Origin of the sequence: Streptomyces coffeae (assembly GCF_016741875.1) — a bacterium.
Lineage (GTDB): Bacteria > Actinomycetota > Actinomycetes > Streptomycetales > Streptomycetaceae > Streptomyces > Streptomyces coffeae.
On the sequence record NZ_JAERRF010000007.1, the window covers coordinates 419,501 to 435,833 of the forward strand.

The following is a 16,333-nucleotide window of genomic DNA, read 5'->3' on the forward strand; positions in this document are numbered from 1 at the left end:
TCTCCTTGGCCGGCGGATCTCAGCTGTGCGGGCTGCCGCGGGGAGGCAACTGCCTCCCCGCGGCAGCCCTTGCGTCACTTCGTCTTGATCTTGTCCAGACGCGGACGCAGCAGGGAAACGTGGTTGCGAGTCATACCGAGCTCCTTTTGTGTTCGAATGAACAGTCCGGTCCGGTGAACCGGACACGTGATTTTTTCTACCAGCGGGTCGAATATTTGCGGCGCGGCGTTCCGCGCAGCGGAACCAAGGCCAGTAAAGAGTTGGCACGCACTGCCGAACGCACTGCCGGGGGTCGCGGGAAGGGTGTCCCTTCCCGCGACCCCCTCGTGCCCCCGGCGGCTATCCGCGCCTCGGCCGTCACACGCGGACGCCCCCGCGGCCCTCGACGAGTGGAAGGCCGAGCTCGGCCGACCCGCAATCGAGCCGGCCATGGTCTGGCACGCCCCTGACCTGCGGCGAACCGTTGTCATGGCGACAAGTGCGGGGGCGACGGCTTTGCCCTACCGTGATGGTTTCCCATGGATGCCGTTGAACAACAAAAAAATTCGGGCGGCGATGTCGAGAACCCGTGACCGGCTCCGTCCCCGAGGTGAACGCGACCACCATGGGTCGCACCCGCACCGAGGAGAAACACGATGGCCAAGTACTTGCTGCTGAAGCACTACCGCGGAGCCCCGGCCGCGGTGAACGACGTTCCCATGGATCAGTGGACGCCGGAGGAGATCTCGGCGCACGTGCAGTACATGCAGGACTTCGCGGCCCAACTGGAGAAGACGGGCGAGTTCGTCGACGGTCAGGCGCTCGCCCCCGAGGGGATGTGGGTCCGGTACGACGGTGAGGGGCGCCCGCCGGTCACCGACGGTCCGTTCGCCGAGACCAAGGACCTCATCGCCGGCTGGATGGTGATCGACGTCGACAGCTACGAGCGCGCCATCGAGCTGGCCGGGGAACTGTCGGCCGCCCCCGGGGCGGGCGGGGAGCCGATTCACGAGTGGCTCGAGGTCCGCCCGTTCCTGGCCGCGCAGCCCACCATCACGGAGTGCCCTCATCGATGAACGAGGCCCTGCTCCGGAGCCTCACGCCGAGCGTGCTCGCCATCCTCGTCCGCCGCGGAGCCGACTTCGCGGCGGCCGAGGACGCCGTGCAGGACGCGCTGGTCGAGGCGGTCCGCGTCTGGCCCGCCGATCCGCCGCGGGATCCGAAGGGCTGGCTGATCACCGTGGCCTGGCGCCGGTTCCTCGACGCGACCCGGGCGGACGCCGCCCGCCGCCGGCGTGAGGATCTCGTCGACGAGGAGCCGCCGCCCGGGCCCGCGCCCGCCGTGGACGACACGCTCCAGCTCTACTTCCTGTGCGCCCACCCGTCGCTGACGCCGTCGTCCGCGGTCGCGCTCACCCTGCGCGCCGTCGGCGGGCTCACCACCCGCCAGATCGCCCAGGCCTACCTGGTGCCCGAGGCGACCATGGCGCAGCGCATCAGCCGTGCCAAGCGCACCGTCTCCGGCGTGCGATTCGACCAGCCCGGCGACGTCGCCACCGTGCTGCGCGTCCTCTACCTGGTCTTCAACGAGGGCTACTCCGGCGACGTCGACCTCGCCGCCGAGGCCATCCGGCTCACCCGGCAGCTCGCCGCCGCGATCGACCACCCCGAAGTGGCGGGGCTGCTCGCCCTCATGCTGCTCCACCACGCCCGGCGCGCCACCCGGACCGCGCCCGACGGCAGCCTGGTACCGCTCGCCGAACAGGACCGCGGCCGGTGGGACACGAAGCCGATCGCCGAGGGCATCGAGATCCTGCAAGCGGCCCTCGCCCGCGACCGGCTGGGCGAGTTCCAGGCCCAGGCCGCCATCGCGGCACTCCACGCCGACGCGCCCACCGCCGAGGAGACGGACTGGGTGCAGATCGTCGAGTGGTACGACGAGCTCGTGCGCCTGACCGACAGCCCGGTCGTCCGGCTCAACCGCGCGGTGGCCGTCGGCGAGGCCGACGGACCGCGCGCCGGGCTGGCGGCGCTCGCGGCGCTGGACCCCTCAGTGCCCCGCCACGCCGCGGTGGCGGCGTACCTCCACGAGCGCGACGGCGACCTGGCGACGGCGGCACGGCTGTACGCCGAGGCGGCCCACAACGCACCCAACCTCGCCGAGCGCGATTACCTGACGCGCCAGGCCGCCCGGCTCAACGCCCGCCGGTGACGCTGATGGGCCGCGCCACGGCCTTCCGCCAGCGCGGCCGATGGCGTTCGCGGATCGGCCTGTGGATCGGGCATGGCCCGTGCCGTCGCCCCCGGCCGCCGTATCCCCGCGCAGCCGCAGGACCAGGGCTGACATCGTCCGCACGGTACGGAAGTTGTCCAGCCGCAGGTCCTTTCCGACGATCCGGATCCCGTACTCCTGCTCCAGATGGACGATGAGCTGCATGGCGAACATGGACGACACCAGCCCGGAGCCGAACAGGTCCTGATCGGGGGCAGGCCGCCGACCTGCTCCGCAAGGAGGACGGCCAGTGGCGCATCGCCCGCCGCCGCCTGTACCTGACCGAACTACCGCTCCCGGAGACGGTGATGGGCGGGAGGCCGCAGCGTGACGATCCGGGTCACTGACGAGGGAACGCGCGCTGCGGCGCCCGTACGCCTTCGTTGCTCAACTGCGTTGCGCAGCGGCACCCTTCCGGCGGTCGGGTAGCTTGCCGGGGGAGGCCGGGTGGGAAGTCATTGACCGGGTCCGCCCTTCGTCGTCCCCCGTGTCCGCGCACGCAGTCATCGAGCAGGAGAGCACAGTGGCCACCACAGCCCCGCAAGGCGCCCCCGTCCCGTCACCCGGGCCCGGTGCCGTGCCCCTGCCTCCGGAGCTCGACCCGGCGGCCGTCAAGCGGTGGCGCTCCTCCTCGGGGGCGGTGATCGACCTGCTGGCCCAGGCGCGCGAGCTCGGCGGGGTCAGCGCGGTGCGTCTCGGCTCGCGCCCCACGGTGCTGGTCACCGACCCGGGGGCGGTTCAGCACGTCCTGGCCCTGCATCCCGACCGCTACGTCAAGCGCTCGCATCGGGCCCGCGTGCTGGTCGGAGACGGGGTGCTCGCGGCCACCGGCGAACCGTGGAAGCGTCAGCGCCGTCTGCTCCAGGCCGAGTTCACCGGCGCGGGGATCGCTCGCTACGAGCAGCGGATCGTCGGCGCCGCGCGCCGCACCGCCGACCACTGGGCACAGTGCGCCCGTACGGGCACGCCGACCGATGTCGGCGAGGACATGCGGTTCTTCGCCTTGGACACCATCTGGCGCTCCCTCACCGGCCACCCCCTCGACGAGACCACGAACCGCGAACTCGCCGCCGTCGAGGCGGTGGGCGCCGCCCTTCCGGCCACCCCCTCCGCGTCGGCCGACGCGGCCGAACTGCGGGCCGCCGTGGCAGCGGACCTCGCCAGGATCGACGCCGTCGCCGAACACGCGATCGCCGCCGCCCGTCGAGGAGAGGCGGGACCGGAGGGCCCCGGCCTGCTGCGCGTCCTGGTGGACGCCGGAGAGACCCGGCCCGCATACACCGACCAGCTGATCCGCGACGAACTGGTCACCCTGCTTGCCGCCGGTCACGAGACCACTGCCACCACGCTGACCTGGCTGTATCTGCTGCTCGACCGTCATCCCGAAGCCCGCCGCCGGGCCCTGGACGCGGGAGCCGCGGGCTCGCCCGAGCGCGCGAGGGCCATCCGGGCTCTCGCCTCGGAGACGTTGCGGCTCTATCCGCCGGCATGGCTGATGCCCCGTCACGCCACCGAGGACGACACCCTGGCCGGCTATCGCGTCGAGGCCGGAACCGACATCTTCGTGTGCCCGTACCTCACCCACCGCGACCCGTCGCTGTGGCCCGAGCCCGAGCGGTTCGACCCCGAGCGGTTCATCGCGCGGGACGAGGACCGCCGTTCCTCCCGGCACGGCGCGTACATCCCCTTCGGGCTCGGCGCCCGTGCCTGCCTGGGCGCGCAGTTCGCCATGCGCGAGACGACCGTGCTCCTGGAACACCTGCTGCCCGCCTTCACCCCCTCCTTCCACACCACCCCGGCCTCGGCCTTCTTCGGGATCACCGTCCGCCCGGACGGTCCGACACCCGCCTCCATCACGCCCGTTCCGGAGGGCTCATAGAGCGCCCGTCACCTTCGACACGACCGACCACGCAGCGAAACGGGGGGCCGGACGATCTCCTCGTCCGGCCCCCCGTTCACCCGTGCCTATCGGGCGGCCACGGCGCCGCGAAGCGCCTCGCGGATCACCGCGATCACCTCAGCCGCGCGCGGGCTGAGGTAGAAGTGGCCGCCGCGGAACACCTGGATATTGAACGCGGCGGTCGTGTGGGCACGCCACGCGTCGGCTTCCCGGACCGTCGTCTTCGGGTCGTCATCGCCCACCAGGGCCGTGACCGGGCAGTCGACGGTGGCGTCCACGGGACCGTATGTCTCGATGGCGCGGTAGTCGCTGCGGATGGCGGGCAGCACCATCCGCAGCAGTTCCTCGTCACCGAGCACCTGGGCATCGGTGCCGCTCATGGACTTCAGCTCGGCCACGATCCCGTCGTCGTCCCGCTGGTGGACGATCTCCACGCGGTGCGTGGACGGTGCGCGCCTGCCGGAGGCGAACAGCATCGCGGGCGTGTGGCGACGCCCCTGGAGCCTGCGCGTGACCTCGAACGCGATGATCGCGCCCATGCTGTGCCCGAAGAACACCACGGGCCGGTCGAACAGCGGCGCCACCACCGGCGCGATCCGGTCGGCCAGCACACCGATGTCGTCCAGGTTCGGTTCGGTCCGCCGGTCCTGGCGGCCGGGGTACTGGAGGGTCGCGACGTCGCAGTCGTTCTCCAGCGCGGCCGAGACAGGGAAGTAGAAGCTCGCCGATCCGCCCGCGTGCGGGAAGCACACCAGCCGGACCGGGGCGTTCGGTGTGGGGTGGAACCGGCGGAGCCAGAGGTCACTGGCGTCGGCAACTGCCATGTTTATTGTCCATTCTCCCGTTGTTGCTGTACTCAGAGGGGGTTGTCGCCTCGGCTGTCGCTCAGCCAGGCCCGCACGGCGAGCGCCGTCGACTCCGAGTGGTCTTCCAGGATCGTGAAGTGGTCGCCGGGGACGTCGGCGTCCTCGTGCGGGTGCGGCCACTCGGGCTGCCAGGCGTCCTCGGTCTCCAGTGCCGCCGACTCCCCCGGCGGGAAGGTGGCGTGCACATACAGCGTCGGCGCCTCGATCGGCTCGGGCTCCCAGTCGCCGAACACGCGCAGATAGCCGCCCTGCCCGGTCAGCTGCGCACCGGTCAGCAGCTCGAACGCCTCGCTGGTGGACGCACGCTTCCTCAACGCCGCTTCCAGCCGGCCCTCGAACGAGGTGGTCGCGGTGTAGGTGTCCACCAGTACCACCGCCGCCGGTGCCCTGCCCTGCCGTTCGAGCAGCGCGGCGACGGCGTTGGCCATCCACCCGCCCGAGGAGTAGCCGAGGAGCACGAAGGGCTGGTCGCCCGCCTGCCTCCGGACGGCCTCGGCCTGGAAGCGGACGACCGCCTCCCTGGTCGCGGGCAGCGCTTCCCCCGCCGCGAAACCGGGGTTGGGCAGCACGGTCACGTCGCGCTCGCCCGCGAACACGGGGGCGAACCGGCCGAAGTAGTGCGGGCCGGAGGGCGCCATCGTCGGCGGGAAGCACAGCAGCGGGGTTCCCGACCCGGTCGCCAGCGTGATCGGCGGCAGTGCGGCCACCTCCTCCGGCGCCCCGAACACCGGCCGCAGCAGCGCGGCCGCGTTCACCATCTGCCACCCCTCCTCGTACAGCCCGAGTTCGCAGGCTTGCCGGTACAGGCCGGTGAGCGTGTCCTCGACCGGCAAGGCGGCGGGCGCGACAGACGCGTCCCCCGTCCCCGCGGCGAGTTCGCGCCGCAGATACCCGGCGAGCGCCGGACCGGTCGGCTGGTCGAACACGACGGTGGTGGGCAGACGCAGCCCGGTCGCGCCCGCGAGCCGGTTGCGCAGTTGCAGCGCGGTCAAGGAGTCCAGGCCGAGCTGGGTCAGGGCGCCGGAGACATCGAGCTCGTCCGGCGAGAAGCCGAGCACGGCCGCTGTCTGGTCCCGGACGAGCCGCAGCAGTTCCCGCTCCTGCTCCTCCTCCGTCAGCCCGGCCAGCCGCTGCGCCAACCGCTCCTCGCCCGCGTCGGCCGCCCTGGTGGCTCGCGGGCGCACAAGGCCGCGCAGCAGCGCGGGCACCTCGTCGGGCTCGCCGCGCAAGGCACCGGCGTCGAGCCGCATCGGCACCACGACCGCGTCACCCGCCGCGCACCCGAGGTCGAACAGCGCGAGGCCCTGCTCCTCGGTCAAGCCTGCGACACCGGTGCGGGACATCCGCTCCACGTCGGTCTCCACCATTCCGCCGGTCATCGCGCTGGCCGTCTCCCACAGGCCCCACGCCAGCGATGTCGCGGGCAGCCCGGCCGACGTGCGGTGGTGGGCGAGCGCGTCGAGGAACGCGTTGGCCGCCGCGTAGTTGCCCTGGCCGGGGCCGCCGAGGATGCCCGAGACCGACGAGAACAGCACAAACGCCGACAGGTCCAGATCGCGGGTCAGCTCGTGCAGATGCCACGCCGCGTCGACCTTCGGCCGGAACACCCTGCCGATCCGCTCAGGCGTCAGCGAGCCGATCACACCATCGTCCAGCACGCCCGCCGAGTGCACCACGCCGGTCAGCGGGTGGTCCGAGGCCACCGAGGCCAGCAGATCCGCCAGCGCGGCGGGGTCGGTGACGTCGCAGGCGGCGAGCGTGACATGGGCGCCGAGATCGGCGAGTTCCGCACGCAGGTCGTCGGCTCCGGGCGCGGCGGCACCGCTGCGGCTGGCCAGCACCAGGTGCCGGACGCCGTGGTCGGTCACCAGGTGCCGGGTGACCAGGCCGCCGATCATGCCGGTGGCTCCGGTGACGAGGACGGTGCCGTCGGGCGTGAACGCGATGGGGGACTCCGTCGTGGACGGCCCGGATCGTGCGATACGTGGCACCAGCGGGTCACCGGCGCGCACCGCCAACTGCGGCTCGGAACCGGTGAGAACGGCGGGCAGCACCGCCCAGGACGCGTCCTGCGCGTCCACATCGACCAGCGCGAACCGGTCGGGGTTCTCGGACTGCGCCGACCGGATCAGGCCCCACACCGTCGCGTTGGCGATGTCGGGCACGTCCTCGCCCGGCCCGGTCGCGACGGCCCCGCGGGTCACGAAGACGAGGCGGGAGTCGAGGAACCGGTCGTCGGCCAGCCACTCCTGAGCAAGCCGCAGCGCGCGGAGCGCGGCGGTGCGGGCGGCGGAGACCGGCTCCGAGTCGTCCTCGGCGCACGGAACGACGACCAGCTCCGGCACCCCGGCCTCGGCGAGGGCCGCGAGGTCGCGGTGCTCCTCGACGGCGATGCCGGACGCGGCGAGGCCCGCCCCGGCCTTCAGGTCGTCCGGGCCGACAACAGCGCAACCGCGGGCAGGAGCGGGGGTGGCCGCACGGGTCGGTGCGGCCACCCACTCCAGCCGGAACAGCGATTCGCGGTGGCGCGCACCCCACTGGTCCGCGGCGATCGGCCGCAGCACGAGGGATGCGACCGTCGCCAGGGGGTGCCCCTGTGCGTCGGCCAGTTCCAGGGTCACGGCGTCGGGTCCGGCCGGCGTGAGCCGGACCCGCGCCGTGGTGGCACCGGTCGCGTGCCATCGGACGCCGCTCCAGGAGAACGGCAGCCGGGGGCGACCGGCGTCTTCGACGAGGCCGCCGAGCATGCACGCGTGCAGCGCGGCGTCGAGCAGCGCCGGGTGGAGCCCGAACGACGCGGCGTCCCGGTGCTGGGCCTCGTCCAGCTCGATCTCGGCGTACACGGCGCCCTCGCCGCGCCATGCCGCCCGGAGGCCCTGGAAGGCGGGCCCGTACCCGAACCCGGCCTCCTCAAGACCGTCGTAGAGGCCGTCGATGTGGACGGGCTCGGCTCCGGCGGGCGGCCACTGCGTGATCGCGGCCGGGTGGGTGGGGGCTCCGGTGGTGAGGAAACCGGTGGCATGCCGGGTCCACTCGGGGTCGGCGACCGGGGCGTCCGGGCAGGAGTCGACGCTCAGCGTGCGGCGGCCGGAGCCGTCGTCGCCGCCGACCGTCACCCGCAGTCGCACCCCGCCACGTTCGGGCAGCACCAACGGTGCGGCCAGCGTCAGCTCCTCCACCTCGTCCAGGCCGAGCCTGCCGCCCGCGGCGAGCGCGAGTTCCGCGAACGCCGTGCCGGGCAGGAGGGTCATCTGCGCGACGGCGTGGTCGGCGAGCCACGGGTGGGTGTCCGTGCCCAGCCTGCCGGTGCACACGAGGCCCTGCTCGTCGGCGAGGTCCACGGCTGCGCCGAGCAGCGGGTGGTCCGCGCCCGCCAGGCCGAGACCACCGGCCGCTTCGTCGAAGCTCAGGTCACGGGGAGCGTCCAGCCAGTAGCGCTTGCGCTGGAAGGGGTAGGTCGGCAGGTCCACGCGCCGCCCGGCAGGCACCACAGCACGCCAGTCGAAGGGCAGCCCCGCCACGTACCCCTCGGCGGCGGAGAGCAGGAACCGGTCGAGGTCGCCGTCGTCCCGCCGCAGCGTATCGACGACCACGGCGTCACCACCGGTCGCGTCCAGAGTCTCCCGCACCCCGAAGGCCAGCACAGGATGCGGGCTGCACTCGATGAACACACCGACACCCCGGTCCAGCAGACCGCGCGTAGCGTCCTCGAACCGCACCGTCTCCCGCAGGTTCCGGTACCAGTAGTCCGCACCCACCTCGGTCCCGGTCAGCCACTCCCCGGTGACGGTGGACACCATCGGCACCTGGGCGGCCTTGGCCTCCACTCCGGCCAGCGCACTCGCCAACGCCTCCTGGATGAGCTCGACATGCGGCGAGTGGGAGGCGTAGTCGACGGGGATCCGGCGGGCCCGCACATCGTCGGCGGCACACGACTCGACCAGCTCGTCGAGTGCGTCGGCGTCACCCGCCACCACCACCGAGCCGGGGCCGTTGACGGCGGCGACCGAGATCCGCCCGCCCCACCGCGCGATCCGCTCACTCGCGTCATCGACCGTGGCCGCGAGCGACACCATGCCACCCTGACCCGACAACTCCGACAACGCCCTGCTGCGCAACGCGACGATCTTGGCCGCATCGTCCAGCGACAGCGCGCCCGCGACGTGCGCGGCGGCGATCTCACCCTGACTGTGCCCCACCACCGCATCCGGCTCGACACCGTAGGAGCGCCACAGCGCGGCCAACGACACCATCACCGCGAACAGCGCCGGCTGCACCACATCCACCCGCTCCAACGCGGCACCATCGCCGAGCACATCCTCCAACGACCAGTCCACATACGGAGCGAGAGCGTCGGCGCAGGCATCGAGTGAGGCGCGGAACACCGGCGACGACTCAGCCAGCGCGGCCCCCATGCCCAGCCACTGCGAACCCTGACCGGGGAAGACAAACGCCACCTTCCCGGCGGGTCGCGCGACCCCGACCGCCACGCGGGCCGACTCGGCCCCCCGAGCCACCGCCGCCAACGCCTCCGTACCACCCGCCACCACCACAGCCCGGTGCTCGAACACCGACCGTGACAACAAAGCGTCCGCCACCTCCACCGGCACCAAACCCTCGGCAGCACCGGCACCGGCAAGTTGGGCGGCATGGGCACGCAGCGCGCCCTCCGAACGCGCGGACAGAACCAGAGGAGCCGGCCCCGACACCGACGACGGAACGACCGGGGCCTCGTCAGCCGCCTGCTCCAGCACAACATGCGCGTTCGTGCCGCTCACACCGAACGACGACACTCCCGCCCGGCGCGGGCGGCCCACCTCCGGCCACGGCCGGGCCTCCGTCAGTACGTCAACCGCGCCCGCGGACCAGTCCACATGCGACGACGGCTCATCCACGTGCAGGGTGCACGGCAGCACACCGTGCCGCATCGCCATCACCATCTTGATCACGCCGCCGACACCGGCCGCGGCCTGGGTGTGGCCGACGTTCGACTTCAGCGCCCCGAGCCACAACGGCTCACCGGTGCGGTCCTGGCCGTAGGTGGCCAGCAGCGCCTGCGCCTCGATCGGGTCGCCGAGCGTGGTGCCGGTGCCGTGTGCCTCGACCGCGTCCACATCGGACGGTGCCAGACCCGCGTTCGCCAAGGCCTGCCGGATCACCCGCTGCTGCGAGGGCCCGTTCGGCGCCGTCAGACCATTCGACGCACCGTCCTGGTTGACCGCGGAACCCCGTACGACCGCCAGCACCCGGTGGCCGTTGCGCTGCGCGTCCGACAGCCGCTCCAGCACCAACATGCCGACGCCCTCGCCCCAGCCGGTGCCGTCGGCGCTGTCGGAGAACGCCTTGCAGCGCCCGTCCGGGGCCAGCCCCCGCTGCCTGCTGAACTCCACGAAGGTCGCGGGGCTGGACATCACCGTCACACCGCCCGCGAGCGCGAGCGAGCACTCACCCGAGCGCAGCGCCTGAGCCGCGAGGTGCATCGCCACCAGCGACGACGAGCACGCCGTGTCCACGGTCATCGCGGGGCCCTCAAGACCGAACACGTAGGACACCCGGCCGGAAGCGACGCTGGCCGAGCTGCCGATCCCGAGCTGGCCCTCGAAACCTTCCGGAGCACGCCGGAGCCGGGAGGCGTAGTCGTTGTACATCACGCCCGCGAACACGCCGGTCGCACTGCCCCGCAACGACTTCGGGTCCATACCGGCCCGCTCCAACGCCTCCCACGACGTCTCCAGCAGCAACCGCTGCTGCGGGTCGACCGCCAGCGCCTCGCGCGGCGACATGCCGAAGAACACCGGGTCGAACTCAGCGGCGTCGTAGAGGAAACCACCCGACCGGACGCTGCTGGTGCCGGTGTCCTCGGGGTCCGGGCTGTAGAGCGACTCCACATCCCAGCCCCGGTCGTCCGGGAAGTCGGATATCGCGTCACGGCCGTTCGCCACCAGCTCCCACAGCTCCTCGGGGGAGCGCACACCGCCGGGATAGCGACAGCTCATGCCGACGATCGCGATCGGCTCGTCCTCGGCGATGGTGGTGCGGGCGGTCGCCGTCCGTGCCTCGTCGCCGCCGAGCAGCGCGGAGTGCAGGTGACCCGCGAGCGCCAAGGGCGTGGGGTAGTCGAAGACCAGCGTCGCGGGCAGGCGCAGCCCGGTGGCCGCGTCGAGCCGGTTGCGCAGCTCGACCGCCGTGAGGGAGTCAAAGCCGAGTTCGCCGAACGCCCGCTCCGGTTCCACCTCCGCGGCGGACGCGTGACCGAGCACGGCGGCGACGGACGTGCGCACGAGGTCGAGCAGCACCGGGAGGCGCTCGTCCTCCGGCAGCGCCGAGATCCGCGCCGCCAGGCTCCCGTCGTCCTTGGCGGCCTCGGGGCGCGCCGTGCGCACCAGCGCGCGCAGCAGCGCGGGGACGGCCTCGGGGCGCGCCCGCAGTGGCGCCAGGTCCAGCCGAATGGGCACGGCCACGGCCGACGGCAGCGCGATGGCGGCGTCGAACAGCCGCAGCCCCTCTTCGGCGGACAGGGCGGCGACACCGGCCCGGCCCAGGCGGCCGCGGTCGGTTTCGGCCAGCTCGCCGGTCATGCCGCTGGTGTCCGCCCACAGGCCCCACGCCAGCGATGTCGCGGGCAGGCCCTGGGTGTGCCGGTGCTGGGCCAGCGCGTCGAGGAAGGCGTTGGCCGCCGAGTAGTTGCCCTGGCCGGGGTTGCCGAAGGTGCCCGCGGCGGAGGAGAACAGCACGAACGCCGACAGGTCCAGCTCGCGGGTCAGTTCGTGCAGATGCCGGGCGGCGTCCACCTTGGGCCGGAACACGGTGTCGATCCGCTCCGGCGTGAGTGAGCCGATCACACCGTCGTCCAGTACACCGGCCACATGCACGACGGCTGTTACGGGGTGCTCGGCCAGCAGTGCCGCCACCGCGTCGCGGTCCGCCACATCACAGGCCACCGTGGTGACCTCGGCACCCAGCTCCGTCAACTCGTCGTGCAGTGCGCCGACGTGGCCGCGCCGGCTCGCCAGCACCAGCCGTCGCACCCCGTGCCGTACCACCAGGTGGCGTGCCACCAACCCGCCGAGCATGCCGCTCGCACCGGTCACCAGCACCGGACCGTCACCGAAGCCCGGCCCCTCCGACTCCGCGGGACGGGCCCGCACCAGCCGCGGCGCCAGCAGTTCACCGGACCGCAGGGCCAGTTGCGGCTCACCGGTCGCGACGGCGCCCGGCAGCGCGTGGATCGCGGCCGCCGCCCGGTCGACGTCGACGAGCACAAACCGGCCGGGGTGTTCGGCCTGCGCCGCGCGCACCAGGCCCCACACCGGCGCGTTGGCCAGGTCGGGAACGTCCTCGTCGGGGCCCGCCGCCACCGCGCCGGTGGTGACGAACACCAACCGCGCCGCGCCGAACCGATCGTCGGCGAGCCAGGTCCGGGCCAGTGCCAGCGCCCAGTACGCGGCCTCCGCGGTGCCCGCGGCCGCGGGTACGGGGGCGAACACGAGGTCCGGCACCTCGTCCTCCCCCAGCGCGGCCAGGTCCGCGTACGCGCGGACCGGCTCGGAGGTGTCCGCCTGACCGAGCCCGTCCCCCAGGACCGCCCAGCGGGCCGGGGTCGGGGCGGCGGGCCGCACCCGCGCCCAGTCGACCCGGAACAGTGAGTCCAGCCGGTCGCCGCCCAGCCCGTCCGCCGTCAGGGGCCGCAGCGACAGTGCCTCGACCGAGGCGACGGGGGCGCCCGTGCCGTCGGTCAGGGCGATCGCGACACCCGAGGCGCCCGCCGGGGACAGCCGCCCCCGCAGCGCGGACGCGCCACCGCTGTGCAGCCGCACCCCGCGCCAGGAGTACGGCAGATGCAGGCGCTCCGCGTCGGCCACGAAGCCGCCGAGCCCGATGGCGTGCAACGCGGAGTCGAGCAGCGCGGGGTGCAGCCCGAAGGAGCCCGCGGTGTCCCGGTCGGGCAGCTCCACCTCGACGAACACCTCGTCGCCCCGCCGCCACGCCGCGCGCAGACCGCGGAACGCGGGCCCGTAGCCGAGTCCCGACGCGGCGAGGTCGTCGTAGCGGCCCTCGGTGTCGATCCGCTCGGCCCCCGCGGGCGGCCAGACCTCCCCATCGGCGGCCGGGACCTCGGCACCCGCCGCGAGCGTGCCGACGGCGTGCCGCGTCCACGGCTGATCGTCGGGCGCGTCGTCGGGCCGCGCGTAGGCGCTCAGCGCGCGGCGCCCCGACTCGTCCGGCGCGCCGACGGACACCTGGAGCCGCACCGCGCCGTCCTCCGGCAGGACCAGTGGCGCCGCCAGCGTCAACTCCTCGACCTGGTCGAGACCGACCTGGTCGCCGGCCCTGATCGCCAGCTCCACGAGGGCGGTGCCCGGCACGAGCACCACGCCCCCGACGGTGTGATCGGCCAGCCACGGGTGGGTGGCCAGGGAGAGCCTGCCGGTGAGCAGGGCACCCTCCTCGTCGGCCAGGGTGACCGCGGCGCCCAGCAGAGGGTGGTCGGCGGGCCGCAGGCCCACCGAAGCCACGTCCCACACCTGCGCGCCCGCGTCCAGCCAGAACCTGGTGCGCTGGAACGGGTACGTGGGCAGGTCGATCCGCCGGGCGCCACGTCCCGCGAACACCGCCTGCCAGTCCAGGGCGACGCCCCGCACGTGCAGGGCCATGACCGCCGAGGTGAGCGTGGCGCCCTCGGGCCGGTTCGCGCGCGCCCCGGCCACCAGCAGCGTGCCCTCGTCGACGCAGTCGCGGCCCATCGCGGTCAGCACCGCGTCGGGGCCCAGCTCCAGGAAGTTGGTGACGCCCCGCTCGCGCAGGCACCGCACACCGTCGAGGAACCGCACCGCCTCGCGGGCATGGCGCACCCAGTGCTCCGGGTCGCGCGCCCGCTCCGGGGTCAGCACGGCGCCGGTCAGCGTGGACACGATGGGGATCACCGGCGTCCCGTAGGCGACACTCCGGGCGACGGCGCGGAAGTCCTCCAGCACGGCGTCCACGTGCGGCGAATGGAACGCGTGGCTGACCCGCAGATACCGGGTCTTCCCGCCGCGCTCCCGCCACGCGCTGTCGATGGCGGCCACCGCGTCGGCGTCGCCCGCGATCACCGTGGACTCGGGTCCGTTGACCGCCGCGACGTCCACCGCGCCGCCGTGCTCGGCGACCAGGCGCCGGACGGTGTCCTCGTCCGCGCGCAGCGACAGCATCGCTCCGCCCTCGGGCAGTGCCCCCATCAGCCTGCCGCGGGCGGCGACCAGCGTGCACGCGTCGGCGAGGGAGAACACGCCCGACACATGCGCCGCCGCCAACTCCCCGATGGAGTGGCCCGCGAGGAACTGCGGGGCGAGGCCCCACGCCGTGACGAGGCGGAACAGCGCCACCTCGATCGCGAACAGCGCGGGCTGTGTGTAGGTGGTCAGGTCGAGCAGGTCGGCGGCCTCGGTGCCGGGCTCGGCGAAGAGCACGTCCCGCAGCGGCCGGTCCAGATGCGGGTCCAGACCGGCGCAGACCTCGTCCAGCGCCTGCGCGAACACGGGGAACTCCCGGTACAGTGCGCGGCCCATGCCCACCCGCTGGCTGCCCTGTCCACTGAACAGGAACGCGAGCTTGCCGCGCGAACCCACCATGCCGCGCACCAGGTTCGGCGCCTCGCCACCGGCGGCCAGGGCCTCCAGCCCGCGCAGCAACTCCGCGCGGTCCGCGCCGACAACGGCGGCCCGGTGCTCCAGCGCGGTCCTGCTCGCGGCGAGCGAGTAGCCGACGTCCACCGCCGAGGCGTCCCCACCGTCCAGGTGGGACAGAAGGGCGGCGGCGCGCTCGCGCAGCGCGGCGGGGTCGTTGCCGGACAGCACCCACGGCACCGCGTCGGCCAGGACGGGGGAGACAGGCTCGCCCTGCTCGTCGTCGGCGTCCTCGACGTCGTTGGCGGCCTCGGCCGGGGCCTGCTCGAGGACGACGTGCGCGTTGGTGCCGCTGATGCCGAACGACGACACCGCCGTCCTGCGCGGCTGCCCCGTCTCCGGCCACGGCCGCGCCTCGGTCAGCAGTTCCACGGCGCCCGCCGACCAGTCGACGTGCCGGGAGCGCTCGCCGACGTGCAGGGTCGGCGGCAGCACACCGTGCCGCAGCGCCATCACCATCTTGATCACGCCCGCCACACCCGCCGCCGCCTGGGTGTGACCGATGTTGGACTTCACCGACCCCAGCCACAACGGCTCACCACCGCGGTCCTGGCCGTAGGTGGCCAGCAGCGCCTGCGCCTCGATCGGGTCGCCGAGCGTGGTGCCGGTGCCGTGCGCCTCGACCACGTCGACCTGGGCCGCGGTCAGTCCGGCGCTGTCCAGCGCCTGGCGGATCACGCGCTGCTGTGACGGGCCGTTGGGCGCGGTGAGGCCGTTCGACGCACCGTCCTGGTTCACCGCCGAACCACGCACGACCGCCAGCACCGGGTGACCGTTGCGCCGGGCGTCGGACAGCCGCTCCAGCAGCAGCATGCCGGCGCCCTCGCCCCAGCCGGTGCCGTCGGCGCTCTCGGAGAACGACTTGCACCGACCGTCCGTGGCGAGGCCGCGCTGCTTGCTGAAGCCGATGAATGTGTGCGGGGTCGCCATCACGGTGACACCGCCCGCGAGGGCGAGCGCACACTCGCCCGACCGCAGCGCCTGCGCCGCCAGGTGCAGCGTGACCAGAGAGGACGAGCAGGCGGTGTCCACCGTGACGGCGGGCCCCTCCAAGGCGAACGTGTACGACACGCGGCCGGAGGCGACGCTGCCGAAGCTGCCGGTGCCGAGGAAGCCGTCCAGCCCCTCCGGTACCGATCGCAGCCGCGATGTGTAGTCGTGATACATCACGCCCGCGAACACGCCCGTCCTGCTGCCGCGCAGCGACGACGCGTCGATCCCGGCCCGCTCGAACGCCTCCCAGGAGGTCTCCAGCAGCAACCGCTGCTGCGGGTCCATCGCCAGCGCCTCACGCGGCGAGATCCCGAACACGCCGGGGTCGAACTCGGCCGCGTCGTGCAGGAACCCGCCCTCGGTGCGGAACACCCGGTCGGGGTCCTCGGGGTCGGACAGTTCGACGTCACCCCATCCTCGGTCGGTGGGGAACGCCGTCACGCCGTCGCGGCCGTTCGCGACCAGCTCCCACAGCCCTTCGGGGGAGCGCACACCGCCGGGGTAGCGGCAGCTCATGCCGACGATCGCGATCGGCTCCTGCTCGCCCTCCTCGACCTCGCGCAACCGGCGACGTGTCTCGCGCAGGTCAGCGGTGACCCGCTTGAGGAAGTACCGGAGCTTGTCCTCGTTGTCCATGCCGTTTCTACTCCAGGGAACG

General features: G+C 73.4%; 5 protein-coding genes and 1 pseudogene. 3 read left to right on the plus strand and 3 right to left on the minus strand.

What is annotated here, in order from left to right; translation table 11 throughout:
• Positions 1 to 635 precede the first annotated feature (635 nt).
• Entirely contained in the window at positions 636 to 1,055 is a 420-nt protein-coding gene (locus JK363_RS14960) for a YciI family protein (RefSeq protein WP_201875359.1), read from the plus strand.
• The gene (locus JK363_RS14965) at positions 1,052 to 2,191 is read left to right on the plus strand and encodes an RNA polymerase sigma factor (RefSeq protein ID WP_201875390.1); all 1,140 of its coding nucleotides are present in this window, start codon (positions 1,052 to 1,054) and stop codon (positions 2,189 to 2,191) included. Before JK363_RS14960 ends, JK363_RS14965 begins: the two co-directional genes overlap by 4 nt.
• Positions 2,192 to 2,275: 84 nt before the next feature.
• Here JK363_RS14965 and JK363_RS14970 read toward each other — a convergent pair.
• A pseudogene (locus JK363_RS14970) lies at positions 2,276 to 2,464 on the minus strand (acyl carrier protein); the annotation flags it as partial.
• A gap of 310 nt (positions 2,465 to 2,774) precedes the next feature.
• Between JK363_RS14970 and JK363_RS14975 the strand changes: the two are divergent.
• The gene (locus tag JK363_RS14975; protein WP_372444763.1) at positions 2,775 to 4,130 is read left to right on the plus strand and encodes a cytochrome P450; all 1,356 of its coding nucleotides are present in this window, start codon (positions 2,775 to 2,777) and stop codon (positions 4,128 to 4,130) included.
• Between the two features lie 86 nt (positions 4,131 to 4,216).
• Here JK363_RS14975 and JK363_RS14980 read toward each other — a convergent pair whose 3' ends face one another.
• Together JK363_RS14980 and JK363_RS14985 are read right to left on the minus strand one after the other, a co-directional pair.
• Positions 4,217 to 4,975 carry a thioesterase II family protein gene (locus JK363_RS14980; protein WP_201875360.1) on the minus strand — a complete coding sequence of 253 codons (759 nt, stop codon included), beginning with the start codon at positions 4,973 to 4,975 and terminating at the stop codon, positions 4,217 to 4,219.
• Between the two features lie 32 nt (positions 4,976 to 5,007).
• On the minus strand, positions 5,008 to 16,311 hold the full coding sequence (locus JK363_RS14985; protein ID WP_201875361.1) for a type I polyketide synthase: 11,304 nt from the start codon (positions 16,309 to 16,311) through the stop codon (positions 5,008 to 5,010).
• Positions 16,312 to 16,333: the final 22 nt, after the last annotated feature.